This window comes from Nocardioides taihuensis (genome assembly GCF_042657275.1).
Taxonomy (GTDB): Bacteria; Actinomycetota; Actinomycetes; order Propionibacteriales; family Nocardioidaceae; genus Nocardioides; species Nocardioides taihuensis.
In genome coordinates this window covers 1-25762 of sequence record NZ_JBHSKD010000019.1, presented here as the reverse complement: position 1 = coordinate 25762, position 25762 = coordinate 1, and the positions used below count along the sequence as shown (strand labels likewise).

Below are 25762 nucleotides of genomic sequence, written 5' to 3'. Positions count from 1 at the left end.
GGTGAGCGACCCCGTGAGCGACCCGGTGCGCACTCCTGCTGCGCCGCACCGCCCCCACCCGGCCCACGGCCTGGCGGTGATCGTCGGCTTCCTGGTCTGCGTCGAGATCGCCAGCGGCGTGCTGCAGGGCTTCTACACGCCGATCTTCAGCGACATCGCCGACCACCTCGAGATCGCGGACGCCGACGTCAACTGGTTCGAGGCGGCCCAGCTGATCGTGTCGGCGCTGTGCGTGCCGCTGCTTGCCCGCCTCGGCGACCTGGCCGGCCACAAGAAGGTGCTGCTCCTCTCCACCGCCGTCACCGCGCTCGGCTCGTGGATCCTCGTGTTCGCCCCGTCGTTCACGACGTTCCTCATCGGCTGGGCGATCCAGGGGGCGTACGTCGTGTGGCTGCCGCTCGAGGTCGCGATCGCCTACCGGCGCACGGCCGGGTCCGGGCACCAGGCCCGGCTCACCCGGCGCGCGGCGGCGATCCTGGTGGGGGCGCTCGAGCTCTCGGTGATCGTCGGCGCCCTGACCAGCGGCGCCCTGGTCACCACGCTGTCGATCCCGGCCCTGCTCTCGCTGCCGGCGATCGTGGTGACGGTGGTGCTCGTCGTGATCTGGTTCGGCATCGAGGACGCGCCGGGCATCGCGACCGGTGGCGTCGACTGGCCGGGCTTCGGCCTGATCACGCTCGCGCTGGGGCTGCTCATGGGCGGCCTGGTCGTGATGCGGCTCGAGGGGCCGGGCGCCCTGTCGCCGTGGCTGCTCGTGCTCGCCGGCCTGCTGGCGCTGTGGCCCTTCGCCCGCTACGAGCTCGCGCACCCCGAGCCGCTCGTCGACGTACGCCTCCTCGCCGAGCACCGCCAGTGGCCGGTGCAGCTGACGGCGTTCCTCTTCGGGATGTCGGTGCTCGGCGCGCAGATCCCGTTGTCGACCTTCGCCCGCACCGACCCCGACGTCCACGGCTACGGCCTCGGCGCCGACGCGTCGTTCGTCTCCACGCTGATCGGCGTGTACGTCGTGTTCCTCGCGATCGGCGCGTTCACCCTGCCGCTGACCGCGCGGCTGCTCGGCGCCCGCGGTTCGCTGGTGCTGGCGGCGCTGCTGGTCTCGCTCGGCTACGGCCTGTGGCTGCCCTTCCACGACTCGACCTCCCAGGCGCTCCTCAACATGGCGATCGCGGGGCTCGGCTCCGGCGCGCTGGTCGCGGCCCTGCCCGCCGCGGCTGCCGCCGCGGCACCTCCCGACCGCACCGGCTTCGCCACCGGCATGACCAACGCGACCAAGACCGTCGGCGGCGCCCTGGCCTCCTCGATCTTCGCGATCGCGCTCTCCTCGACCGGCTCCCTCGAGGGCCCGGAGAAGGGCGCGGCCCCCCTCGGCGGCTACCTCACGGTCTGGGCCGTCTGCTCCGCCGCCGCCCTCCTCGCCGCCCTCGCCCTCCTCACCGCCCCGAAGCACGCCTTCTCCGACCGCTCCGACACCGGGCCCCGGGGGTAGTACGTCACGAAAAGCCCCACTCCCGTCAGCGAGACGGGGCGTTTCGTGACGTACTACCGATCTGCCTAGGCTGGTGCGGGGTGATCTGCGATGACCGACCAGGACCACGAGCGACCCGAGCGCCGCACCGACACCGAGCCCGCTGACGGCGCCGGGGCGCAGGAGCAGCCCGACCGGCACCGGCTGCTCGACGAGCGCACCGGCCGCGCCGCGGCAGCGCAGCGGATCCAGCACCAGGCCCAGTGGGTCGACCTGCAGATCCAGCAGGCGATGGCGCGCGGCGAGTTCGACGACCTGCCCGGCACGGGCAAGCCGATCGAGGGGCTCGGCGCCACCCACGACCCCGACTGGTGGCTGAAGAAGCTCGTCGAGCGCGAGCAGGTCTCCGGCGTGCTGCCGCCCAGCCTGCAGCTGCGCAAGGACGACGCCGAGCTCGACGCCCGGCTCGACCGGCTGGCGGTCGAGAAGGAGGTGCGCGCGGAGGTCGAGGAGTTCAACGCCCGCGTGCTGCGCGCCCGCTACACCCCGGTCGACGGGCCGCCGCTGATCACGCAGCCCCGCGACGTCGACGCCACCGTCGCCGCCTGGCGCGCCCGCAGGGTCGCGGCCGCCCGCGCCGCCCGCGCCGCTGCCGCCGCCGTACGCCGCACACCCGAGGCCCCACGGCCGCCACGGCGACGCCGGTGGTTCAGGCGTGAAAGGCGTCATACCGACGGGTAGCGGCCCGCTGCTACGTTCCGCCCATGACCGGTCAGCGCAGCCCCAAGGACTTCTTCCGCCCCCTCGCCGTGGGGGCACCCGAGCCGCTCCGGGAGGTGCCGGCGCGACCGAGCCGGGCGATCCACTTCTTCGACCCGAGCAACGCCAAGATGGCCGCGAAGGTGCCGCAGATGGTGGGCACCGTCGACGTCCTGCTCGGCAACCTCGAGGACGCCGTCAAGGCCGACAACAAGGAGGCCGCGCGGCACGGGCTGGTGCAGATCGCGCGCGACACCGCCAACCTCGGCGGTGGCAGCGGCCCGACCCAGCTCTGGACCCGCATCAACGCCCTCGACAGCCCCTGGGTGCTCGACGACCTGACCACCCTGGTCGCGGAGATCGGCGACCAGCTCGACGTGGTCATGGTGCCCAAGGTGCAGGGCGCCGAGGACATCCACTACGTCGACCGCCTGCTCGCCCAGCTCGAGGCCCGGGCCGGCCTGACCCGCCCGATCCTGGTGCACGCGATCCTCGAGACCGCCCGCGGCGTGGTGAACATCGAGGAGATCTGCGGCGCCTCCCCGCGCATGCAGGGCCTCTCGCTCGGCCCGGCCGACCTCGCCGCCGACCGCCGGATGAAGACCACCCGCGTCGGCGGGGGCCACCCGGGCTACGTCGTCCGCGAGGACCCCGTGCTCACCAGCGACAACGTCGAGACGAGCCAGCGCCGCACCTACCAGCAGGACCTCTGGCACTACACGATCGCGCGCATGGTCGACGCGTGCGCGATGCACGGCATCTACCCCTACTACGGGCCCTTCGGCGACATCTCCGACCCGGTCGCGTGCGAGGACCAGTTCCGCAACGCCTTCCTCCTCGGCTGCGTCGGCACCTGGACGCTGCACCCCTCGCAGATCGACATCGCGCGCCGGGTGTTCAGCCCGTCGGTCGACGACGTCCGCCACGCCCGCCGCGTCGTCGCGGCCATGGGTGACGGCACCGGCGCGGTGATGCTCGACGGCAAGATGGAGGACGACGCCTCCCTCAAGCAGTGCCTGGTGATGGTGGAGCTCGCCGAGCAGCTGGCCGGGATCGACCCGGAGCTCAAGGAGCAGTACGACGCGATCGAGGTGGACGCCTGATGAGCACCACCGCGGGCTTCACGCCGCTGCGCAGCGTCCTGTACATGCCGAGCTCCAACGAGCGCGCGCTGGAGAAGGCGAAGACGATCCCCTGCGACGGCCTGATCCTCGACCTCGAGGACGCCGTCGCCCCCGACGCCAAGCCGGCGGCCCGCGAGTCCGCCTGCGCGGCCGCCGCCAGCGGCGAGTACGGGCGCCGTACGGTCACGATCCGGGTCAACGGGATCGGCACGGAGTGGCACGACGCCGACCTCGAGGCCGCCGCCGCGGCGGGTCCTGACGCCGTCGTGGTGCCGAAGGTCGGCAGCGCCGCCGAGGTGGCGCAGCTGGTCGAGGCGCTCGAGCGGTACGGCGCACCCGACCGCACCACGCTGTGGGCGATGGTCGAGACGCCGGGCGCGATCCTCGACGCCCTCGCGATCGCCCGCGCCTCGCAGCGGCTGAGCACCCTGGTCATGGGCACCAACGACCTCGTCAAGGAGCTGTACGCCGAGCACGTGCCGGGCCGCGCGCCGATCCTGCCGTCCCTGCACACGGCGCTCCTCGCCGCCCGTGCCGCCGGCATCGCGATCGTCGACGGCGTGTACAACGACGTGAGGGACACCGAGGGCTTCGCGGCGGAGTGCCGGCAGGGGCGCGAGATGGGCTTCGACGGCAAGACGCTGATCCACCCCGGGCAGGTCGAGGAGGCCAACCGCGCCTTCGCGCCGTCGGCGCAGGCGGTCGAGGACGCGCGTGGCATCCTGCAGGCCTGGGAGGACGGCCGCGGCTCGGGCGTGGTGACCTTCAACGGCCGGATGGTCGAGAACCTCCACGTCGAGTCGGCGCAACGCACCCTCGCCATCCACGAAGCGATCACGGCGCTGGGCTAGTCCAGCCGGACGTCTTCCCCCCGCCTCGAGGTTTGGCCGGAGTCCCTGCAGGGCAGGAACTTCCTGCATCACTACTTCGAGGGAGGGAAATCTGCCGTGGTCATCCTCGGTCTCATCCTGCTCATCCTGGGCCTGGTCATCTCCATGACCCTGCTCGTCTGGCTCGGCCTGATCCTGATCGTGGTCGGGCTCGTGCTCAACTTCGTCCCGGTCGGCGGCACCCGCCGACGGGTCTTCTAGCGCCGACCCACTGACGTCCCGCGGGGCCCGACCGACACCGGTCGGGCCCCGCGGCACGTTCCGGACGCGGCCCGTCCGCAAGCCCGCGTACGTTCGGCGGCATGCCGATCGCCAGATACCCCAGCATCGTCCTCGACTGCCCCGACGCGACCCGCCTCGCGGAGTTCTACAACGCGGTGCTCGAGTGGAAGCTCGAGCCCCAGGACGGGTGGGTCGACCTCAAGGCCGACTTCGGGATGTGCCTCTCCTTCCAGAGCGTCGAGGACTACCGGGCACCGTCGTGGCCGACCCAGGACGTGCCCCAGCAGATGCACCTCGACGTCGTCGTCGACGACCTCGACACCGCCGAGCGCGAGGTCGTGGCACTGGGCGCCACCCGGGCGGAGCACCAGCCCGGGACGTCGTTCCGCGTGTTCCTCGACCCGGCCGGGCACCCGTTCTGCCTCTGCCTCGGCTGAGGCACTACAGCACCGACCAGCCCGGCGGCAGGCCCTTGCGCCCGGTCGCGGCCAGCAGCAGCGCGCCGGCCGTCCCGTCGCCGACCGCCAGGTCGGTGACGACCATCAGCGCCTGGGCGGCCGCCGCCGCGGGCGGGTCGGCCGGCTCGCCGAGCGCCGTGGCGAGGTCCGCGGTGTGCACCACGAGCTCGAAGGTCCGCGTCGGCAGGTAGTCGGCCAGCCGCATCCCGCCCACGATCGAGGTGAGCAGCTCGGTGCCGGCACAGGTCGCCACCAGGGAGGTCACCCTCCCGGCGAGCTCCGTGACCGAGGCGACCGGGTCGTCGCCCAGCGCCCGCCCGGCGTCCCGCGCGCGCTGGACCACGGCCGGCCCGGACGCGATCGACCGGGTCGCCCGGTAGTAGTCGGCCGTCGTCCCCACCTCCACGGCGGCAGGCGGGCGCTGCAGGTACTCCTCGACCGTCGTGTACGACCGACAGGTGTGCCCGACCAGCGCGCGCACGTCCCACTCGCCGAGGCCGGGCGTCTCCCACCGGTCGCCGACCCGACCCGCCGTCCGTACGAACCACGCGCTCGCCTCGGCGAAGGCCCGCTGAGACTGCTCCCAGGTGCTGTCCACGGGGTCGAGGCTAGGCGCCCTCGCCTCGCGGTCGCACGTGCGACCACGAGGCGAGGCGCCATGCCTCGCGGGGAGGACCCGAGGTCAGCGGCCCGAGGCGAAGCTGCTCACGCAGTCGCCCTGGTTGCGGAAGACGGGGTCGGTGCTGGTGGCCCAGCCGCCGTTCTTGCAGTCCTGCTTGCCGGCGAGGACCACGGCCTGGGCGAACGTGTAGCGCGTGCCGTTGTAGTTGAGCGCCTCGAGGACACCGTCACCCAGCACGCCGGAGCCCAGCGAGAAGCCGATGAAGTCCACCTGGGCCTCGGGGAACGCCGCGCGCCACGCGTCCAGGGTGCCGTGGTTGTCGCTCCCGGAGCCGCCGGTGTGACTGGGCGCGCCGTCCTTGACGAACTGCGCCGAGGAGTTGCTCAGCCACCAGTCGCCCCCGTACACCGGCTCGCCGACGAGGATGCCGTCGATCGCACCGTCGTTGTCGAAGTCCACGACGAGCTGGAAGCCGGGCGGGATCGTGCCGGTGGTCGGCGCGTAGTCCAGGCTCGGCTCTCCGACGACCGCGAGCGGCGCCGGTGCCGCGACGTACTCGGCGACCTTGTCGGTCGAGGTGCTGCCCTCGGTCCAGATGTGCAGGCCGGTGCCGACGACCTCGTAGTGGCCGGTGGCGCGGGTGTCCGACAAGGTCGGGTCGAAGTCCGTCGGCACGACGATGGTGGCGGTGGCCGCCGAGGCCGGCGCCGCTGCGGCGACGGTGACGACGATTCCGGCGGCGAGGCCGGCGAGGCCGGCGAGCGCGCGGTGGTTCATGATGGTCTCCCCCTCTGCTCCCCCCTGCCCGGGCAGCGCGGGTTGCGCGCCGGCGGGTGAAGTCGGCACACGGTAGCCCGCGCGACCCCGACCGGACGGCGACGCCGCCTCAAGGTCGCGGCAAGAAACCCGGTCCACTCACTCCTCGCGCATCGGGATCCGCACGCCGGTCGCCTCGGCGACCTCGACCGCCCGGTCGTAGCCGGCGTCGACGTGGCGGATCACGCCCATGCCCGGGTCGTTGGTGAGCACCCGCTCGATCTTCTGCGCGGCGAGGTCGGTGCCGTCGGCGACACAGACCTGGCCGGCGTGGATCGAGCGGCCCATGCCGACGCCGCCCCCGTGGTGGATCGAGACCCACGAGGCGCCCGAGGCGGTGTTGACCAGGGCGTTGAGCAGCGCCCAGTCCGCGATCGCGTCGGAGCCGTCGAGCATGGCCTCGGTCTCGCGGTAGGGCGAGGCGACCGAGCCGCAGTCGAGGTGGTCGCGGCCGATCACGACCGGCGCCTTGAGCTCGCCCGAGGCGACCATCTCGTTGAACTTCAGGCCCGCGAGGTGGCGCTCGCCGTACCCCAGCCAGCAGATGCGCGCCGGCAGGCCCTGGAACTGCACCCGCTCGCCGGCCATGGTGATCCACTTGCGGAGCCGCTCGTTGTCGGGGAAGAGCTCGAGGATCGCGCGGTCGGTGGCGGCGATGTCGGCGGGGTCGCCCGAGAGCGCGGCCCAGCGGAAGGGGCCCTTGCCCTCGCAGAAGAGCGGCCGGATGTACGCCGGCACGAAGCCGGGGAACTCGAAGGCGCGGTCGTAGCCGCCCTTGCGGGCCTCGTCGCGGATCGAGTTGCCGTAGTCGAAGACCTCCGCACCGCGGTCCTGCAGCTCGACCATCGCCCGCACGTGCACGGCCATCGACTCCCGCGCGCGCTTGGTGAAGCCGACGGGGTCCTCGGTGCGCTCGCGCTCCCAGTCCTCGAACGCCGTGCCGAGCGGCAGGTAGAACAGCGGGTCGTGCGCCGAGGTCTGGTCGGTGACGATGTCGATCGGCGCGTCCTGCTCGACGAGCCGCGGCAGCAGGTCGGCCGCGTTGCCGAGCACGCCGATCGAGAGCGGCCGGCGCTCGTCGCGGGCCGCGATCGCCAGCTCGAGGGCGTGGTCGAGCGAGTCGGCCTGGGTGTCGAGGTAACGGGTCTCGAGGCGACGGTCGATGCGGTGCTGGTCGCACTCGATGCAGATCACGACGCCGTCGTTCATGGTGACCGCGAGCGGCTGGGCGCCACCCATGCCGCCGAGGCCGGCGGTGACCGTGATGGTGCCGGCCAGCGTGCCGTCGAAGCGCTTGTCGGCCACGGCCGCGAAGGTCTCGAAGGTGCCCTGCAGGATGCCCTGGGTGCCGATGTAGATCCACGAGCCCGCGGTCATCTGGCCGTACATGGTGAGCCCGAGGTCCTCGAGCCTGCGGAACTCCTCCCAGTTGGCCCAGTCGCCCACGAGGTTGGAGTTGGCGATCAGGACGCGCGGGGCCCACGGGTGGGTCCTCATCACCCCGACCGGCTTGCCCGACTGCACGAGCATGGTCTCGTCGTCGCCGAGCGTGGTCAGCGTGCGCACGAGCGCGTCGTACGCCTCCCAGCTGCGGGCCGCACGCCCGGTGCCGCCGTACACGACGAGGTCCTCGGGACGCTCGGCGTTGTCGGGGTCGAGGTTGTTCATCAGCATCCGCAGCGGGGCCTCGGTCTGCCACGACCGGGCCGTGAGCTCGGTGCCGTGGGCAGCGTGGATCGGCAGGCGGGGGTTCTCGGCGCTGGCGCTCATCGGCGGGCTCCTGCTCGGGTGGGTCGCGGTCGGTGACCCCATTCAACGTCCGCAGGGGGACCCGCGGCAGTCCCGGCAACACCGATGCCGTCTCGGATCCGAGACCGGCACTGGCTCCCGAGCACGATTGCGAGCACCGTGGGCGGGTCCTACCGTGGGCAGGCGAGGTGACCCCGTGCCCGACGTGACGCTGACCGAGTCGCAGCAGGCGGCGCTGCGCCTCCTCGCCGCCGCGCGGCCGGTCCCGGGCACACCACTGCTGCCCGCCGACGTCCTCGAGGCCGTGGCACGCCTCGTGCCCTGTGACAGTCTGGTCGTGGGTCGCGCCAACGACACCGGCCTGATCGAGGAGATGACCGGGCTCGGTCACACGCCGTTCGAGGACCCCCAGGTGTGCGACGGACCACTTGTCCTGGGCATCAGGCACGTCGGAGTCACGCCGAGCGAGCACGCGAGGCTGCGCGCGCGTGGGCTGCAGGACTCCCTCTGGCTGGGCTGTCGCAACGGGCCCGACCACGTGGTGCAGCTCGACCTGATGCGCCGGAACCGGTACTTCACCGGACAGGACGTCGCCCTGCTCCGGCTCGTGACGCCCTGGCTGCTGCACCTGATGCGCGAACGCCCCACGCCCGCGCTGCCGGCGTCGCTGACCGTGCAGGAGCGCCGGGTCCTGGTGCGGGTGGCGGCCGGGCACTCCAACGCCCAGGTCGCCGAGTTCCTCGGCGTCGAGGTCAGCACGGTGCGCAAGCACCTCGAGCACGCCTACCGCAAGCTCGGGGTCGGCAGCCGTACGGCCGCGGTGGCGCGGATGCAGGGTCGCGACGAGGTCGACCTCGACCTCGCCGGGCGGCTCGAAAGATTCGCCTGACGGCGAATGTCCCCCGGCCGACGGGGCTGCCGAGACTGGCGGGCAGACCCATCCGCTCACCAAGGGGGCCCCACATGAGGGGAACACGCTCCACCCGCCTGACCAGCCTCGCCACCGTCGCCCTGCTCGCCGGGGTGGCCGCCGTCACCGCCGCTGCCCCGCCCGTCGCGGGAGCCGCGCAGCGCCACGCCTGCCGCGCAACGACCGGGGGTGCTGCGGCGCCCGCGGTCCTCTTGTCGTGGCAGACCACCGCGATCCGCACGATCTACACCGAGAACGCCCAACCGGTGCCCGTCGGGGCGCTCTACCTCGGCTTCACCTCGCTCGCCGTCCTCGACGCCGTCCGGCACGCACCCCAGGGCCCGGCGCCGCAGGCGCGCGCCGCCGCCGTCGCCGCGCACGACGTGCTGGCCGCCAGCTTCCCGGCCTCGCAGGGCGCGCTCGACGCCGACCTCGCCACCACCCTCGGCACCCTCCCCCCGACGTCGTGCGACCAGGCCGCGACCGGCGCCGGTCAGCTCGCTGCGTCGAGCATGCTGGCCGCGCGTGCCGACGACGGCCGCGGCGACCCGTCGTACGTCTACTCGCGACCGGCGGCGCCGGGAGTCTGGCAGCCGCCGGCGACCGGGATGCTCGCCCCCTGGCTGGGCTTCGTGCGGCCACTCGTCCTGTGCCACGTCCTGACCGCGCCCGGACCGGACGCGCTGACCTCGCGTGCGTACGCCGCGGACTACGACGAGGTGCGCCGGCTCGGGGCCGCCGACTCGACCGAGCGGACGGCGGCGCAGACCGCGACCTCGCTCTTCTTCAACAGCAACTCGGCGACGATGCTCACCGAGGCGCTCGTCCGCCGATTGGCCGACCACCCGCTGTCGGTGGGGCGCACGGCGTTCCTCTTCGGCGCAGGACACGGCGCGATGGCCGACGCGATCATCGCCGTGTGGCGGCTGAAGTACGAAGTCGGCTTCTGGCGCCCGGTCCAGGCAGTCGCGGGGGCGGCCGACGACGGCAACCCGGCGACCCAGCCCCAGGCGGGGTGGACCTCGCTTCTCCCCACGCCGCCGTACTCCGACTACGTCAGCGGGCACGCGGGGCTCACCGGTCCCATGGCCCAGGTGATCAGGCGGCTGCTCGGCAACGACACGCCCCTGGTGCTGCACTCGTACAACACCGGCACCGACCGGGCCTACGCCACGATCTCGGCGATCGAGGCAGATGCGAAGGAATCGCGGATCTGGGGCGGGCTCCACTTCCGTAGGGCCATGGACGACGGGTACTCGATCGCCCACCGGACGGCGAACGCCGTTCTGGCACGCCTGCCCTGAGGTGCGGCTCCGGCGGCCCGGACCGGGAGAGGGTCCGGGCCGTCAGGCCAGGTCGCCGACCGCAGACTCCGCAGCCGCGAGGACGGCACCCGACGCGACGAGCGCGACGGCGGCCTCGATCTCGGGCGAGAGGTGGCGGTCGGGGCCGGGGCCGGCGACGCCGTTCGCACGCAGCAGGCGTACGACGGCGCCGGTGGCGGGCGACGGCTCGAGCGGGGCACGCAGGTCGAGCGCGCGGGCGGCGGTGAGCACCTCGATCGCGACCACCCGGGTGAGGCCGTCGACGGCCCGGCGGAGCTTGCGGGCGGCCGACCAGCCCATCGAGACGTGGTCCTCCTGCATCGCGCTGGAGGGGATCGAGTCCACCGACGCCGGCACCGCGAGACGCTTGAGCTCGGAGACGATCGCGGCCTGGGTGTACTGCACGATCATCAGGCCGCTGTCGACGCCGGGGTCGTCGGCGAGGAACGGCGGGAGCCCGTGGCTGCGGGACTTGTCGAGGAAGCGGTCGGTGCGGCGCTCGCTCATCGAGGCGACGTCGGCCACCGCGATCGCGAGGAAGTCGAGCACGTAGGCGACGGGAGCGCCGTGGAAGTTGCCGTTGCTCTCCACCCGGTCGTCCACGACCACCGGGTTGTCGACCGCGGAGGCGAGCTCGCGCTCGGCCACGGCCAGGGCGTGGGCGACCGTGTCGCGCGCGGCGCCGTGCACCTGGGGCGAGCAGCGCAGCGAGTAGGCGTCCTGGACGCGGTTGCAGTCGGGGCCACGGTGCGAGGCGACGACGCCGGAGTCCGCGAGCAGCCGCACGAGGTTGGCCGCGGAGTCGGCCTGGCCGGGGTGCGGACGCACCGCCATCAGCTCGGCGGCGAAGACCCGGTCGGTGCCGAGCTGGCCCTCGACCGACATCGCCGCGGAGATGTCGGCCGTGCGCAGCAGGCGGCGCAGGTCGTGGAGGGCCAGGGCGAGCATGCCGAGCATGCCGTCGGTGCCGTTGATCAGCGCCAGCCCCTCCTTCTCCGCGAGGTCGACCGGCTCGAGTCCCGCGGCGGCCAGTGCCTCGGCCGCGGGCTGGAGACGACCGCCGGCGTCGCGGACCTCGCCCTCGCCCATCAGCGCCAGCGCGCAGTGGGCCAGCGGGGCGAGGTCACCCGAGCAGCCGAGCGATCCGTACTCGCGCACGACCGGGGTGATCCCGTGCGAGATCAGGTCGGCGAGCAGCTGGGCGGTCGCGGGACGGACGCCGGTGCGCCCGGTCGCGAGCGTCGAGAGGCGCAGCAGCATCAGCCCGCGCACCACCTCGCGCTCGACCTCGGGGCCCGAGCCGGCGGCGTGCGACCGGACCAGCGAGCGCTGCAGCTGCGCGCGCAGCTCGGTGGGGATGTGTCGGGTGGCCAGGGCACCGAAGCCCGTCGAGACGCCGTACGCCGGGGTGGGCGCGGCCGCCAGCGCGGCGACCACCTCGCGCGCCCGCACGATCGCGGAGCGGGCCTCCTCGGAGAGACGGACGGCCGCCCCGTCGCGGGCGACGGCGACGACCTCGTCGACGGAGAGGGGGCCGGTGCCGACGACGACGTCGGGGACCTCACCGACCTCGGGCAGCGGAGGAGCCTGCGTGACCATGCGCCCATCCAACTCCCGGCGGGGCGGCGCGGACAGGCCCGGCGACGTGGCGTGGTCTCGGATCCGAGACACACGGCCACGACGGGGACGTCATGCGCGGGCACCTGCGGGGGTACGTCAACGGCCGACGCGGCCGGGAAGGCCGCAGAGGGAGGGTCCGATGTCCGACACCGCCGTCATCATCCTGGTCGTCGTGGGGGTGCTCGCCGTCGTGGCGATCATCGCCGCGGTCGTCATGGCCGGCAACAAGAAGAAGACCCGGCGCCGCAAGGCCGAGGCCCACCAGCTGCGCGAGCACGCCTCGGCGAGCTCCGAGGCGCGGACGCACGAGAGCCACCGCGCCCGCGAGGCGGAGGAGGAGGCCGAGCGCCACCGTCGCGAGGCCCGGCGTGCGGAGCACGAGGCCGAGCGGGCCCGCCAGGGCGCGCAGGTCGAGGAGGCCCGCTTCGAGGACCGCCTGCGCGACGCCGACCGGATCGACCCCGAGGTCGACCACCGGTCCGACGACTACGCGCCCGACCCGGCGCGGGCCGACGAGGCGCGGGCCGACGAGGCGCGGGCCGACGAGGCGCGGGCCGACGAGGCGCGGGCGACCGAGAGTGAGGAGCCGACGCACCGCGGGCGCCGTTGACCACTCCTTGAGCAGGAGCAGATGGTTACTTGCCGGTACAGACAGGCGTGACCTCGCCTGGGACACGTCGTTGAGGACGGCGTACCCCGAACCGCGGGTACGCCGTCCGGGCCACCCGGTCCAACCACGAGTTGCTCCCTCGGGACGGCTTCCACCGCGGTCGAGATGAACGACGACCGGGGGGCGCGCTGACGCGCAGTTCATGGGGCTGCCGGGCCGACCCGCCAGAAGGCGAGCAACATCGTGCGACGTACCACTGCCCTCCTGCTGCTGTCGGCGCTGGCCGCCGCCAGCATCACCGCCACGGGGCCGGCCGCCGGCTCCGTGGCCACCGCCCGGCCGGCGTCCACCGCCGAGCGCTCCGCGACCAGCTCCTCCACGCCGTTCGCCCTGTCGGCGCGGGGCTTCGGCAGTCGTGTCGAGGGTGAGCAGGTGCCGGTCGGGTCCTCGACCACCGGCTTCACCGCCCTCGGCTGCACCAACGAGACCGGCCGCACCCAGCGCAACCACGTGGCCGAGGCCGAGGTGCCGGGCCTCGGCACCCTGTCGGGCGTGGCCACCCGGGTGACCACCCGCAAGCACGGCGGTGCGGTCTCCTCGTTGTCACGGCACAAGATCGCCGGCCTGGTGATCGGCCAGGACGGCCTCGGCAGCGTCGCGATCAACGGGATCGACTCCCGGGCCCGCGCCTGGCACGACGCCGACGGCTTCCACGCCGACACCCTCACCGAGATCGGCTCTATCACCTTCACCGCGCCGGGCATGCCGCCCCAGGAGCTGCCGGCCCCGACCCCCGACCGGCCGGTCGAGATCCCCGGCCTGGTCACCATCGAGGCCGCCCGCAGCGTCAGGAACGTGACCCACGAGGGCGCCATGGCCAAGGCGATGGTCCTCAAGATCACCGTCGTCCCCACCGGCACCCGCGCCCGGGTCGCGTTCAGTGCGGCCAAGATCAGCAGCGGCATCAAGAGCGGGCTGTTCCGTGGCGCCGCCTCGGGCGTGCACGGCTCGGGCCTCGACGGGATGCTCTCGGTCGGCCAGCTGCCCCTGAGCCTGCTGCCCTGCCAGGGCACCGGCGGCGAGGTCGTCACCAAGTCGCTCACGTCGGTGGACCTCGCCGACCAGGTCGTCGTGGGTGCGGTCTCGAGCAGCCAGCGGGCCTGGCAGACCCGGCGCAGGGCGGTCGCCTGGATGCAGGGCGACGCCGCGTCGATCGATCTCGGCGGCGGCGCGCTGCACGTCGACGGCATCGTCGGCCGGGTGAAGATGACCAAGGTCGGCCGGCACGTCCGCTACTCCACCGCGGGCACCACCGTCGGCCGGGTGATCGCCGACGGCGAGCCGCAGACCTTCCCCGACACCGGGGTGCTGGAGATCCCGGGCGTCGCCCGGCTCGAGCCCGGCGTCGTCATCGAGCACGGCCGCCGCGGCGTCAAGGTGATCGGCCTGCGGATCACCCTGCTCGACGGCACCGGCGCCGTGATCGACCTCGGCAACGCCAAGGTCGGCGTGCGCGACCCCAGCTGACCCTCGGCCGACCCTCCCGAGCCGCCGTCCGCCTCCTGCGGGCGGCGGCTGGGGCCGTCCCAGGGGTCACAGGAGGTGTACCAATTCACGGGTCAACCCGTGAAATGGTCCTTGCCGCACCGAAACAACCATCAGACAGTCGCCAATTCGGTCCTAGAGTCCCGAGCGTGTCCCGACCGGTTCCCGCCGCCACCCGCGCGCTGCGGGTGCTGCGCTTCCTGGCGAGCCAGCCCGACCCGGTGCCGATCGACCGGATCATGCGGGCCTGCGGCCTGCCGCGCAGCACGGCGTACCACCTCCTCGGCGCGATGGCCGACGAGGGCTTCGTGGTGCACCTGCCCGACGACCACCGCTACGGGCTGGGGGTCGCGGCGTTCGAGGTCGGCAGCGGCTACTCGCGCCAGGAGCCGCTGCAGCGCATCGCCCGCCGTCCGCTCGCCGCGCTCGTGGACGCCACCGGCCAGACTGCTCACCTCGCGGTCCTCCACGGCCGCGACGTGCTGTACGTCGTGGAGGAGCGCGCGCCGGGACGACCCCCGCTCGTCACCGACGTCGGCGTGCGGCTGCCCGCGCACCTGACGGCCAGCGGGCGCGCCATCCTGGCCGCGCTCCCGGCGGCGCAGGTGCGGGCGCTCTACCCCGACAAGGTTGCCTTCGCCGACCGCCACGGCACCGGCCCGTCCGGACCGAGCGCCCTGCGGACGCTGCTCTCCGACACCCGCCAGCGCGGCTACGCGACCGAGGAGGGCGAGGTGACGCCGGGGTTCGCCAGCATCGCCGCGCCCGTGCTCGACCACAACGGCCACCCGGTGGCGGGGCTTGCCGTCACCTGGGAGGTCGGCCGGGGCGACGAGCCCCCCGTCGACGCCGTACGACGCACCGCCGACGCCCTCACCCGCCGGCTGGCCGGCCGTCCCGCGGCGCTCCGTCCGCCCTGACCTCGCCCCCGGCCCGGTGGCCCTCCCAGAGCCGCCCGCCCGCCCCGTCGAGCACGGCGGTCGCCGCCGCGGTCAGCCAGGTGCGGTCGCCGGACAGGGCGGCCCGCAGGCCCGAGTCCAGCCGGGCCGCGTACGACGTGCCGTCGCGAGCGTCGCAGGCCCGCAGCTCGCGCACCAGCCACTTGCCGCTGCCCCACCACCCGCCAGCCGACAGCAGTCTCAGCTCGGCCGCCGCCTGCCAGACCGCGACCGCGCTCGCGGTGCGCAGCTCCGGGTCGGGCGCGTCGGCGAGGTCGTCGAGCAGGTCGCTCAGCGCGTAGCGCGCCGCCGCGAGCTCCTCCTCCGTGGCCGGCCCCGGACCCGCCTCGAGGAACGCCCGGCACTCCGCCTCCGGACCCTCCGCCGCCCCGTCGACGTCCAGGACCCGCACGCCCCCGGCGACCAGCCGGGCGAGGCTGGGTCGACGCCGCGCCCGGTCCTTGCCGAGCCACCAGCCGATGGTCGCCGGCGTGTGGACGAACAGCTCGACCGGCCACCCGTCGTAGCGCAGCGACTCCCTGTACGGCGCCGGCTCGCCCGCCAGCAGCACCGTCACGTCGAGGTCGGACGACGCCGTCGCGGTCCCGGCGACGACGCTGCCGGCCAGCCACGCGGCCCGGGCCTCCGGGAAGTGCTCGGCCACGAGCCGTCGGGCGGTGGCCACCGCGTCGTCGACGTCCATGCGCCCATCATGGCCGGTGGGTCGGGTGACCTCGTCGCCAGCGGCCAGGCGCCCGTCCCCGTGGGCAGAACCCCAGGGAAGTTGCAGGTCCGTGCAACGCAGAAAGATGAGCCCTACGGGTCTTGTCCCCGACCACCCCGGGTGTTGTAGTCACCCAGCGGCCCCGGGCAGGCCGGGCCGCCCACAGCGAAGGGCACACCCACATGAAGAAGACCGTGGTGTCCGCCGCGACCACCGGCTGCCTGACCGCAGCCGCGCTGGTCGCTCTCGGGACCCCCCAGGCCGCGACCTCGGCGCCGGCCACCCGCACCGCCGCCGCGCAGGCCGACGCCCGCGCCAATGCCCGCGCCCACGCCGGTGTCAGCGGCGACCAGGGCGTCGTGGTCCGGGACACCGTCCTCGACCGTGACGGCGGCAGCCACGTCCGGTTCGAGCGCACCTACCGCGGCCTCGAGGTGGTCGGCGGCGACTTCGTCGTCCACCAGGGCGCCGGCGGCAGCTTCGACTCCGTCTCCGGCCGCACGTTCCCGGCCGGCATCTCGCTGGCCACCTCCCCGACCGTCTCGGCCCGTGCCGCGGCGCGCACCGCCGGCGACGCCGTGCGCTTCACCAAGCGCACCGCCGCGCCGGAGCTGGTGGTGCTCGCGGTCGAGCGCAAGCCCGCCCTGGCCTGGCGGGTCGACGTCACCGGGCGCCGCGCGAACGGCGCCCCCGCCGGCATGTACGAGTTCGTGAGCGCACGGTCCGGCCGGGTCCTCGACCACTGGCCCTCGGTCCTGAACGACACCGGCAGCGGCACCGGCCTCTACGTCGGCACCGTCCCGCTCGAGACCACCCTGTCCGGCAGCACCTACCAGATGGTCGACGGCACCCGCGGCGGCAACGCCACCTACAACGGGCCGGCCACCAGCGCCCCGCTCTTCACCGACGCCGACAACGTCTGGGGCAACGGGTCGACCAGCAACGCGCAGACCGCCGCCGTCGACGCGCACTTCGGCATCGCGAAGACCTGGGACTACTACAAGTCCACGTTCAACCGCTCCGGCATCGCGAACGACGGCAAGGGGGCCCGGTCGTACGTCCACGACGGCGCCTACGTCAACGCGTCCTGGAGCGACTCCTGCTTCTGCATGCGGTACGGCGACGGCGACGGCACGACGTACCTGCCGCTGGTCGAGCTCGACATCGCGGGCCACGAGATGAGCCACGGCGTCACCAGCCGCACCGCGGGCCTCACCTACCGCGGGGAGAGCGGCGGCCTGAACGAGGCGACGTCCGACATCATGGGCACCAACGTGGAGTTCTACGCCGCCAACGCCGGCGACCCGGCCGACTACGTGATCGGCGAGGAGATCTTCAGGAGCTACAACCCGGCGACCAACTTCATCCGCCGGATGGACCGTCCCTCCGCCGACGGCGCCAGCCTCGACTGCTACAACCGGCGCGCCAAGTCGGTCGACGTCCACTACTCCTCGGGCATCGCCAACCACTTCTTCTACCTGCTGTCCGAGGGCACCGGGGCGAAGACCATCAACGGCATCGCGCACAGCAGCACCACGTGCAACGGGACCACACTGACGGGCATCGGCCGCGACGCCGCCCAGCAGATCTGGTACCGCGCCCTCACGGTCTACATGACCTCCGGCACGGTGTACGCCGGTGCGCGCACCGCCACGATCAGCGCGGCGACCGACCTCTACGGCGCCACCTCCACGCAGACCAACGCGGTCAAGGCCGCCTGGTCGGGGGTGTCCGTCAAGTGACGCGCTGAACCCTGCTCCACCTGTCCCACCCGCCGACGGCCGGTCCCGCACCCGGGGCCGGCCGTCGGTGTTCTCCGGCCCGGGGAGGGCCGGAGTTACCCACCAGTAGGATGATCCTCACAGCCCGCAGGCGCTGACGCGGCCGGTCCGGTCGCCCTAGGCTCACGGAGCGCCCGTGCGCAGTCCTCACAACCCTCGCGACCTGGGAGTCCACAGGTGACCCTGACCTTGCTGATCGGACTGGCGATGCTCGCGATCGCCGCCCCCTTCGTGATCCGGCGGGTGCTGTTCCTCTACCGCCTGATCACCAGCGGCCAGCCCGCCCCCGATCGCGTCGCGGGCGTCACCGGCCGGATCGGGCGGGCGGTGACCACCCAGCTCGTCGAGGTGTTCGGCCAGCGCAAGCTGCTGAAGTGGAGCGTCCCGGGCTTCGCGCACTTCTTCGTCTTCTGGGCGTTCGTCATCCTCGGCACCGTCTACCTCGAGGCGTTCGCGATCCTCTTCACCCGCAACCGCGAGTGGTCGATCCCGCTGGTCGGCGAGTGGGACCTCCTCGGCTTCGCCCAGGACTTCATCGCCGTGATGGCGCTGGTCGGCATCGTGATCTTCGCCGTGATCCGCCTGCGCAACGCCCCGGAGCGGCTGGGCCGCCGGTCGCGCTTCAGCGGCTCGCACCTCGGCGGCGCGTGGTTCGTGCTGTTCATGATCTTCAACGTCATCTGGACGATGTTCCTGTTCCGCGGTGCCGCCGCGGCCGCCGGGAACCTGCCGTACGGCGACGGCGCGTTCATGTCGCAGGCCGTCGGCAACCTCTTCGACGGCCTCTCCGAGCACCAGCTCGAGGTGCTCGAGAGCGTCGGCCTGCTGCTGCACATCGGCGTCATGCTGGTCTTCCTCATCGACGTGCTGCACAGCAAGCACCTGCACATCTTCCTGGCCCCGCTCAACGTGCTCTTCTCGCGCCGCCCGGTCGCCCTCGGTGCGGTCAAGCCGCTGATCAACGCCGGCAAGCCCGTCACGCTCGACGACATCGACGACCTCGACGAGGACGCCAGGCTCGGCGTCGGCTCCATCGAGGACTTCAGCTGGAAGGGCCTGCTCGACTTCTCCACCTGCACCGAGTGCGGCCGCTGCCAGTCGCAGTGCCCGGCGTGGAACACCGAGAAGCCGCTGTCGCCGAAGCTGCTGATCATGGCGATGCGTGACGCCGCGATGGCCAAGGCGCCGTACCTGCTCGCCGACGAGGACAAGCGCGCCCGGCTGCTCGAGGGCAGCGACACCCTGGTCAAGGAGGTCGAGCGGCCGCTGGTCGGCGACACCGGCGACGACTGGTTCTACAACCCCGAGAGCGGCGCGGGCGTGATCGACCCCGACGTCCTCTGGTCGTGCGTCACCTGCGGCGCCTGCGTGCAGCAGTGCCCGGTCGACATCGAGCACGTCGACCACATCGTCGACATGCGGCGCTACCAGGTACTGGTCGAGTCGAACTTCCCCGCCGAGCTCAATCAGCTCTTCAAGGGCATGGAGAACAAGGGCAACCCCTGGAACATGTCGGCCACGGCCCGCATGGACTGGGCGAAGGGCCTCGACTTCGAGGTCAAGGTGGTCGGGGAGGACATCGAGTCGCTCGACGAGGTCGAATGGCTGTTCTGGGTCGGCTGCGCCGGCGCCTACGAGGACCGTGCCAAGAAGACGACCCGCGCGGTGGCCGAGCTGCTCCACCTCGCCGACGTCTCCTTCGGCGTGCTCGGCAACGGCGAGACCTGCACCGGCGACCAGGCCCGCCGCGCCGGCAACGAGTTCGTCTTCCAGGGCCTCGCCCAGCAGAACGTCGAGACCTTCCAGGAGTACAAGGTCAAGAAGGTCGTCTCGACCTGCGCCCACTGCTTCAACACCCTGAAGAACGAGTACCAGGAGTTCGGCATCGAGCTGGAGGTCGTCCACCACACCCAGCTGCTCAACCGCCTCGTCCGCGAGGGGAGGCTGACGCCGGTCGCCGACGGCGCCGGGGCCTCGAAGCGGACGATCACCTACCACGACCCGTGCTACATCGGCCGCCACAACCAGGTGTACGAGCCGCCGCGCGAGCTGCTGCAGGTGCTGCCGGGTGCGGAGCTCCGCGAGATGCCGCGCAACTCCGAGCGCTCCTTCTGCTGCGGCGCCGGCGGCGCCCGGATGTGGATGGAGGAGAACATCGGTGAGCGGATCAACCTCAACCGCACGCAGGAGGCCGTCGCCACCGGCGCGGACCAGATCGCGGTCGGCTGCCCGTTCTGCCGCGTGATGCTCTCGGACGGCCTCACCGCCGTGCAGGCGCAGGGGCAGGCGCGCGAGGAGGTCGAGGTGCTCGACGTCGCGCAGATGCTGCTGGCCTCGGTCAAGGGCGAGTCGGCGACCCGGGCGCCGGCCGGCCCGTCCGCCAAGGCTGCCCCGGCGGCGGCGGCGGCCGCGACCGACGTGGCCACCCGGTCGGAGCCGGAGGCCGGCGACGTCACGCAGACCGAGGACACCGTGACCGCGACCGAGGAGGTCGGCCCGGCCGCCCGGGCGTCGGGCGGCGGCTCGTCGCTGTTCGACCTGGGCTCCGAGCCGACGCCGGTCAGCCCGGAGGCGAAGGCCGAGCCCGCCGAGGCCGCGCCGACCGCGGGCGGGTCGCTGTTCGACCTGGGCGGCGAGAAGCCCGCGGAGCCGGCGAAGGCTGCCGAGCCGGAGAAGGCTGCGGAACCCACCTCGAGCGGCTCGCTGTTCGACGTCGCCGCCCCCGAGCCCGCGAAGGCGGAGCCGGCGAAGACGGAGCCCGCGGCCGGAGGATCGCTCTTCGACATCGCCGAGCCCGCCCCGCAGGCGGCCCCGGCGAAGCCTGCGCCCGCCAAGCCTGCGCCCGCCAAGCCCGCGCCCGCCAAGGCGGCGCCGGTCGAGGGGGGCTCGCTGTTCGACATCGCGCCGCCCGAGCCCGAGCCGGAGCCTTCAGCCGAGCCGGAGCCTGCAGCCGAGCCGGAGCCTGCAGCCGAGCCGGAGGGGGAGCCGACGCCGGAGGCCGAGGCGACGGAGCCCGGGCCGGCGAAGGACGAGCCGACCCAGGACGAGCCGAAGAAGGACATCGGCGGCGGGTCGCTCTTCGACCTCTGAGGTCACCCGCGCGCGCTGGAGCGATAGGTACACATGCACCTATCGCTCCAGCAGTGCCCGGGGGCCCTTCGGGTCCCGGCTACCGTGGCGGCGAGGAGCGTGCCCCCATGGACTTCGCTGCGTACGTCGAGGCCCGCCGGACCTCGCTGGTCCGGGCTGCCGCGCTGCTCGGACACCCGCCGACCCGGGCCGTCGCTGCCGTCGACACGGTCCTCGTCGCCCGCGGCCGGGCGATCGGCCGCAGCGACCACCCCGACCCCGAGGTCCACGCCGCCCTGGCCCGCGAGCTCGGCCCGCCGCCGGCACACCCCGAGCCCGCGCCCGCGGGTGACGGCGCCGAGGTGCGCGACGCGCTGCTCCACCTCGACCCCACCTCCCGCGCGGTCGGCGTCCTCGTCCTGCACGCCGACCTGACCGCCCGCGAGGTCGCCGCCGCCCTCGGCCTCAAGCCCGCCGAGGTCGCCGAGCCCCTGGCCCGGGCCGTCGCCGCGCTCGGCGTCACCGAGGAGATCGACGCCCGCGAGCAGGTCGCGCTGTCCGCCGACACCATCGCCGTCCCGCCCCTCACCGCGCCGCTCGAGCCCGCAGCCACCGACCGACGGCCGTGGCTGGCCGCGGTCGCCGTCCTCGTCGTGGTCGGCCTCGCCACCGCCCTGCTGGCCCGTGGGGCCGACGACGCCGAGACCCCCGACCCGGCGCCCGGCGGGGCCCGGATCCCGTCGCTCTTCGCCTACGACATCACCAGCGCCCGCCAGCTCCTCGAGAGCCAGGGGCTGGTCGTCAGCGAGGAGCGGGTCCAGGTCTGCGAGCCGGCCGACCACGTCGTCGGCACCAAGCCGCCCACGGGTGCGCGGCTGCCCGTCGGCAGCACCGTCACGGTCCTCACCGCGTTCCCCGAGAACTCCTGCCTGCCGCGCTACTTCGACCGCGAGGACGCCTGGGCGTTCATCGACTTCGCCACCGGACGCGGCCCGGCGCCGCCGTTCACCGGCCGGATCGACGTCATCGTCGACGACCGGGCGCCGCTCGCGCTGACCAACGGCGAGGCCGCGGTGCGCTCCACCTGGGGCGACCCCTCGGTGCTCAGCGACGTCGCCAACGTGACCGAGCAGGTCGCCGAGACCACCGAGAGCACCTACGTCACCCCGGTGCTGAGCGTCGAGCCGCAGGTGCCGCCGCGCACCACCTGCGGCGTGGACCGGCCCTCAGCCGTGGGACGGCGCGAGGCCCTGCGCATCACCATCGGCCTACCGGCGGCGCCGGTGCTGTGCCCGCTCGTGCTCGACCTCTACCGCACCGAGGGTGCGATCGACACCGTGGTCCTCTACACCCAGAAGTCGCCGCGCTGAGCCCGGCCGGCGGAGGGGCCGGTCAGCGCGGCGCAGGATGCTCGAGGTCCCTGGCGTCCTCGTTCGGCGGCACGACCACGATCGGGCGCCACCTCGCCCAGCCGAGGAAGCCCACCGAGAGCACCACCAGCCCCATCCCTGCGTAGAGGTTGGCGTTGACGCCGCCGGTCTTGTCTGCCGCCTCGTCGCCGAAGAGGCCCATCAGCAGCAGGATGACGGCGTAGATCCCCATCAGCGACCCCACGACGACGCGGACGTCGAAGGCGCCGGCGACCTTCTTGCCGGACTCGGGTGCGTCGTTCACAGCAGCCTCCTCAGAACACGATGTTCAGGATGATGACGAGGACCAACGCGATGCCGGCCAGGGGGACGGTGCGCCGGTACCACGGGTAGGACGCCTCGTGGGGGTCGGTGCGCTCCTCGACCGGTGTCTCCGAGTACACCAGCCCCCGCAGCTGCTCGACCGGCTTGGGCTTCGACACGAACGAGACCACGATGCTCAGTGCGACGTCGACCACGAACGCCGTGGAGGCCGCCACGAACGCCGCGCCCTGCCCGCTGATCGGGATCGCACCGGTGCTCCAGGAACCGAAGGCGTCCTCGCTGAGGAAGGCCACGGTCACCGCCGACAGCGTGCCGGCGACCAGGCCGACCCAGCCGGCCGTCGGCGTCATCCGCTTCCAGAACATGCCGAGGATGAACGTCGCGAACAGCGGGGCGTTGAAGAACCCGAAGAGCGTCTGCAGGTAGTTCATGATGTTGCTGAAGTTGGACGCCAGCCCGGCGGTGAAGATCGCGATGGCGACCGCGGCCACCGTGGCGATCCGCCCCACCTTCAGGTAGTAGACGTCCTCGCGGTCCTTGACCACGTAGTCCTGCCACAGGTCGTAGCTGAAGACGGTGTTGAAGGCCGAGACGTTCGCGGCCATGCCGGCCATGAACGCGGCCAGCAGCCCGGTGATCGCCAGGCCGAGCAGGCCGTTGGGCAGCAGGTCACGCATCAGGTAGAGCAGGGAGTCGTTGTAGGTGACGCCCTCCCCCGAGGCACCGCCAGCGACCGTCTCGCCGGCCTTGACGCGGGCGATCTCGCTGACCAGCACCGCCGCGATCATGCCGGGGATGATCGTGATGAAGGGGACGAACATCTTCGGGTAGGCGCCGATGATCGGGGTCTTGCGCGCCGAGGAGATCGAGTCGGTCGCCATCGCGCGCTGCACCTCGACGAAGTTCGTCGTCCAGTAGCCGAAGGAGAGGACGAAGCCCAGACCGAAGACGATGCCGATCACCGACAGCAGCGGCGAGTCGAAGCCGGTCAGCGCCTGGCCCGGCCAGCTCTCGAGCTGCTGCTCGGCGGGCGGGCCGTGGCCGGCGTCCGCGGCCTGGGTGATCTTGTCGGTGAGGCCGGACCACCCGCCGACGCGGTGCAGGCCGATCAGCGTCAACGGCAGCAGCGACGCCACGATCACGAAGAACTGCAGCACCTCGTTGTAGATCGCCGCCGACAGGCCGCCGAGCGTGATGTAGGACAGCACGATCACGGCCGAGACGATCAACGAGAGCAGCAGCGACCACCCGAGCATCGCGTGCAGGATCGTGCCGAGCAGGTAGAGGTTGATGCCGGCGATCAGCAGCTGGGCGATCGCGAAGGAGATCGCGTTGACCAGGTGCGCGCCCGGGCCGAACCGGCGCAGCATGAACTCCGGAACCGACCGGACCTTCGACCCGTAGTAGAAGGGCATCATCACGACGCCCAGGAAGAGCATGGCCGGGATCGCGCCGACCCAGAAGTAGTGGACCGTCGGCAGCCCGATCTCCGCACCGTTCGCCGACATGCCCATGATCTCGACCGCGCCGAGGTTGGCCGAGATGAAGGCGAGGCCGGCCACCCACGCTGGCAGCCGGCGCCCGGACAGGAAGAAGTCGACCGAGTCCGAGATGCCACGTCTCGCGAGCAGCCCGATCCCGAGCACGAAGGCGAAGTAGGTGGCGAGGATCAGGTAGTCGACCCACGTCGCGTCGATGATCGTCGCGAGCGGCGTCACGTGCGGCATGGCAGGCTTCTCCGTTCACCAGGTGGACCCCGACGGGCAGCCCTCGCGCCCGCGCACCACTGAGCCCTGTTCCCACCTGCGACACCCGTCACACCTCCGCCCACCGGACCGCCACCGGTCGGAGCTCGGCCTGACGCCGCCCTGACACCACTGCGACACCATCTGACGTCATCAGATGCTTGACATGACGTCATTGTGATGTCATCATGGTGCACATGGACATCACCCCCTACGTCGACCACCTCCGTCGCGACCTCGTGGCCGCGGCCGAGGCCGGGGGCGAGGAGGTCCGGGCGGCGGCCGAGCGGCTGACCATGGCCCTCGACTCCTCCGCCCGTCTCGCCCTCATGGAGGCGATCTCGCAGGCCGCTGCCGAGATCACCGCCGAGATGCCCGCCGGCGGTGTCGACGTCCGGCTCGACGGTCGCGACCTCGCGTTCGTCGTCGACGCGGCGCCGCTGGCCCCGCCCGCACCCCCCGCCCCGCCGGCGCCCCCGGCCCCCGAGGACGTCGAGGAGGGCGGGATGGCCCGGATCACCCTGCGCCTCCCCGAGGGTGTCAAGACCCGCGCCGAGGAGCTCGCTGCACGCTCGGGCCACTCGCTCAACACCTGGTTGGTCAACGTCGTCCGCGCCGCGAGCCGCGAGTCGGCGATCAACGTCGACATCGACCTCTCCAGCCTCCCCTTCATGGGCGGCGACGACCCCTTCGGCGGCCGTCGGGGCCCCAAGCGCATGACCGGCTGGGTCTGACCGGACCCGGACGAGGCAAACCACGTCAAGCACCCACCCCGGGTCCGGCCGCAGGCTGGTCCCGCGGACCACCACACCCTGGAGGACCCCATGCCCGACTACCGCTTCGAGACCCACGAACCCGTGCACCTCTACGTCGAGGTCGGCCGCGGCACCGTCGAGGTCCACGCCGAGGACACCACCGAGACGCTCGTCGAGATCTCCGGGCGCGACGCCGACGACGTCGTCGTCGAGCAGTCCGGGAGGCAGGTCAGCGTCGTGGCACCCCGCCAGCGCGGCCTCTTCGGCGGCGACAAGGAGCTCGACGTCCGGGTGCGCCTGCCCCTCGGGTCCGAGCTGGCCATCAAGACCGGCTCGGCCGACGTCACCGTCGAGGGCACCGTCGGCCCCAGCAAGATCCGCACCGGCTCTGGCGACCTCCGCATGGACGACGTGACGGGGCCGCTGCTCTTCGAGACCGGCTCGGGGGACCTGGTCGTGGACGTGGTCAGCGGCGAGCTGCGCGCCAAGAGCGGCTCGGGCGACATCACGATCCGCCGCACCGCCGCCGCGGTCGCCGTCTCGACCGGTTCGGGCGACGTCCACCTCGGCAGCTGCGAGGGGCCGACGCACGCGAAGACGGGCTCGGGCGACATCCGGGTCACCGCCGCCACCGGCGACCTGTCGCTGGTCACCGGCAGCGGCGACCTCGTCGTCGGGAGCGCCACCCGCGGCCGGCTCACCTTCCAGGGCGCCAGCGGCGACGTCCGCGTCGGCATCCCGGCCGGTACGCCGGTGTGGACCGACATCTCCACCGTCTCCGGCTCCCTGCGCTCCGACCTGCAGGGCGTCGGCCAGCCCGAGGACGGCGCCGACCACGTCGAGCTCCGCGCCACCACCGTGAGCGGCGACGTCGTCCTCAGCCAGGTCTGACCCGTCACCCACCCCACCGCAGCAGCCACCCACCCACCCACCCGCCCACC

23 protein-coding genes are annotated in these 25762 nt (G+C 73.0%); 16 read left to right on the top strand and 7 right to left on the bottom strand.

Annotation, left to right across the window (positions count from 1 at the left end; genetic code table 11):
* Window position 1: 1 nt before the first annotated feature.
* The 6 genes from ACFPGP_RS15330 (at window position 2) to ACFPGP_RS15305 (ending at window position 4897) form a co-directional block, all read left to right on the top strand.
* On the top strand, window positions 2–1486 hold the full coding sequence (locus ACFPGP_RS15330) for an MFS transporter (protein WP_378591562.1): 1485 nt from the start codon (window positions 2–4) through the stop codon (window positions 1484–1486).
* 90 nt (window positions 1487–1576) lie between these two features.
* Entirely contained in the window at window positions 1577–2206 is a 630-nt protein-coding gene (locus tag ACFPGP_RS15325) for a DnaJ family domain-containing protein (RefSeq protein ID WP_378591560.1), read from the top strand.
* 23 nt (window positions 2207–2229) lie between these two features.
* On the top strand, window positions 2230–3327 hold the full coding sequence (locus tag ACFPGP_RS15320; RefSeq protein WP_378591558.1) for an HpcH/HpaI aldolase/citrate lyase family protein: 1098 nt from the start codon (window positions 2230–2232) through the stop codon (window positions 3325–3327).
* Window positions 3327–4199 carry an HpcH/HpaI aldolase/citrate lyase family protein gene (locus ACFPGP_RS15315; protein ID WP_378591557.1) on the top strand — a complete coding sequence of 291 codons (873 nt, stop codon included), beginning with the start codon at window positions 3327–3329 and terminating at the stop codon, window positions 4197–4199. The genes ACFPGP_RS15320 and ACFPGP_RS15315 overlap by 1 nt, the downstream gene beginning before the upstream one ends.
* Window positions 4200–4295: 96 nt before the next feature.
* Entirely contained in the window at window positions 4296–4439 is a 144-nt protein-coding gene (locus ACFPGP_RS15310) for a hypothetical protein (protein ID WP_378591556.1), read from the top strand.
* A 101-nt stretch (window positions 4440–4540) separates the two neighbouring features.
* Entirely contained in the window at window positions 4541–4897 is a 357-nt protein-coding gene (locus ACFPGP_RS15305; protein WP_378591554.1) for a VOC family protein, read from the top strand.
* Between the two features lie 4 nt (window positions 4898–4901).
* Here the strand turns inward: ACFPGP_RS15305 and ACFPGP_RS15300 are convergent, their stop codons facing one another.
* The 3 genes from ACFPGP_RS15300 to hutU form a co-directional block, all read right to left on the bottom strand.
* Window positions 4902–5516 (bottom strand): maleylpyruvate isomerase N-terminal domain-containing protein, encoded by a 615-nt coding sequence (locus ACFPGP_RS15300; protein ID WP_378591553.1) that lies wholly within the window; start codon window positions 5514–5516, stop codon window positions 4902–4904.
* Between the two features lie 84 nt (window positions 5517–5600).
* Window positions 5601–6317: a hypothetical protein gene (locus tag ACFPGP_RS15295; RefSeq protein WP_378591552.1), complete on the bottom strand. Its 717-nt coding sequence runs from the start codon at window positions 6315–6317 to the stop codon at window positions 5601–5603.
* Window positions 6318–6455: 138 nt separating this feature from the next.
* Window positions 6456–8126 carry a urocanate hydratase gene (gene hutU, locus ACFPGP_RS15290; protein ID WP_378591551.1) on the bottom strand — a complete coding sequence of 557 codons (1671 nt, stop codon included), beginning with the start codon at window positions 8124–8126 and terminating at the stop codon, window positions 6456–6458.
* 175 nt (window positions 8127–8301) lie between these two features.
* On the opposite strand from hutU, the gene ACFPGP_RS15285 reads away from it, so the two are divergent.
* A complete protein-coding gene (locus tag ACFPGP_RS15285) occupies window positions 8302–8994 on the top strand; it encodes a helix-turn-helix transcriptional regulator (RefSeq protein WP_378591549.1) in 693 nt (230 codons plus the stop codon).
* A gap of 74 nt (window positions 8995–9068) precedes the next feature.
* Window positions 9069–10319, top strand: a complete 1251-nt coding sequence (locus tag ACFPGP_RS15280) for a vanadium-dependent haloperoxidase (RefSeq protein ID WP_378591548.1) — start codon at window positions 9069–9071, stop codon at window positions 10317–10319.
* 42 nt (window positions 10320–10361) lie between these two features.
* Here the strand turns inward: ACFPGP_RS15280 and hutH are convergent, their stop codons facing one another.
* Complete coding sequence (gene hutH, locus ACFPGP_RS15275) at window positions 10362–11939, bottom strand: histidine ammonia-lyase (RefSeq protein ID WP_378591546.1); 1578 nt, start codon at window positions 11937–11939, stop codon at window positions 10362–10364.
* A gap of 160 nt (window positions 11940–12099) precedes the next feature.
* Between hutH and ACFPGP_RS15270 the strand changes: the two genes are divergently transcribed.
* The 3 genes from ACFPGP_RS15270 to ACFPGP_RS15260 all read left to right on the top strand — a co-directional run bounded on the left by ACFPGP_RS15270 (window position 12100) and on the right by ACFPGP_RS15260 (window position 15035).
* On the top strand, window positions 12100–12570 hold the full coding sequence (locus tag ACFPGP_RS15270; protein ID WP_378591545.1) for a hypothetical protein: 471 nt from the start codon (window positions 12100–12102) through the stop codon (window positions 12568–12570).
* Window positions 12571–12813: 243 nt separating this feature from the next.
* The gene (locus ACFPGP_RS15265; protein WP_378591544.1) at window positions 12814–14097 is read left to right on the top strand and encodes a choice-of-anchor P family protein; all 1284 of its coding nucleotides are present in this window, start codon (window positions 12814–12816) and stop codon (window positions 14095–14097) included.
* Window positions 14098–14264: 167 nt separating this feature from the next.
* Entirely contained in the window at window positions 14265–15035 is a 771-nt protein-coding gene (locus ACFPGP_RS15260) for an IclR family transcriptional regulator (RefSeq protein ID WP_378591543.1), read from the top strand.
* Here ACFPGP_RS15260 and ACFPGP_RS15255 read toward each other — a convergent pair.
* The gene (locus tag ACFPGP_RS15255; protein WP_378591542.1) at window positions 14989–15756 is read right to left on the bottom strand and encodes a nucleotidyltransferase domain-containing protein; all 768 of its coding nucleotides are present in this window, start codon (window positions 15754–15756) and stop codon (window positions 14989–14991) included. The two genes, ACFPGP_RS15260 and ACFPGP_RS15255, sit on opposite strands and share 47 nt — an antisense overlap.
* 203 nt (window positions 15757–15959) lie before the next feature.
* Between ACFPGP_RS15255 and ACFPGP_RS15250 the strand changes: the two genes are divergently transcribed.
* From ACFPGP_RS15250 to ACFPGP_RS15240, 3 genes are all read left to right on the top strand, one after another.
* A complete protein-coding gene (locus tag ACFPGP_RS15250) occupies window positions 15960–17519 on the top strand; it encodes a M4 family metallopeptidase (RefSeq protein WP_378591541.1) in 1560 nt (519 codons plus the stop codon).
* Window positions 17520–17735: 216 nt separating this feature from the next.
* Entirely contained in the window at window positions 17736–20648 is a 2913-nt protein-coding gene (locus ACFPGP_RS15245; RefSeq protein ID WP_378591540.1) for a (Fe-S)-binding protein, read from the top strand.
* A gap of 107 nt (window positions 20649–20755) precedes the next feature.
* Window positions 20756–21997: a PASTA domain-containing protein gene (locus tag ACFPGP_RS15240; protein WP_378591539.1), complete on the top strand. Its 1242-nt coding sequence runs from the start codon at window positions 20756–20758 to the stop codon at window positions 21995–21997.
* Window positions 21998–22019: 22 nt separating this feature from the next.
* On the opposite strand, the gene ACFPGP_RS15235 is transcribed toward ACFPGP_RS15240, so the two are convergent.
* Both ACFPGP_RS15235 and ACFPGP_RS15230 read right to left on the bottom strand, forming a co-directional pair.
* Window positions 22020–22301 carry a hypothetical protein gene (locus tag ACFPGP_RS15235; RefSeq protein ID WP_378591538.1) on the bottom strand — a complete coding sequence of 94 codons (282 nt, stop codon included), beginning with the start codon at window positions 22299–22301 and terminating at the stop codon, window positions 22020–22022.
* Window positions 22302–22311: 10 nt separating this feature from the next.
* Window positions 22312–24048: a sodium:solute symporter family protein gene (locus ACFPGP_RS15230; RefSeq protein WP_378591536.1), complete on the bottom strand. Its 1737-nt coding sequence runs from the start codon at window positions 24046–24048 to the stop codon at window positions 22312–22314.
* A 215-nt stretch (window positions 24049–24263) separates the two neighbouring features.
* Between ACFPGP_RS15230 and ACFPGP_RS15225 the strand changes: the two genes are divergently transcribed.
* On the top strand, window positions 24264–24800 hold the full coding sequence (locus tag ACFPGP_RS15225; protein ID WP_378591535.1) for a pilus assembly protein HicB: 537 nt from the start codon (window positions 24264–24266) through the stop codon (window positions 24798–24800).
* Between the two features lie 90 nt (window positions 24801–24890).
* Window positions 24891–25712 carry a DUF4097 family beta strand repeat-containing protein gene (locus ACFPGP_RS15220; RefSeq protein ID WP_378591533.1) on the top strand — a complete coding sequence of 274 codons (822 nt, stop codon included), beginning with the start codon at window positions 24891–24893 and terminating at the stop codon, window positions 25710–25712.
* Window positions 25713–25762 lie beyond the last annotated feature (50 nt).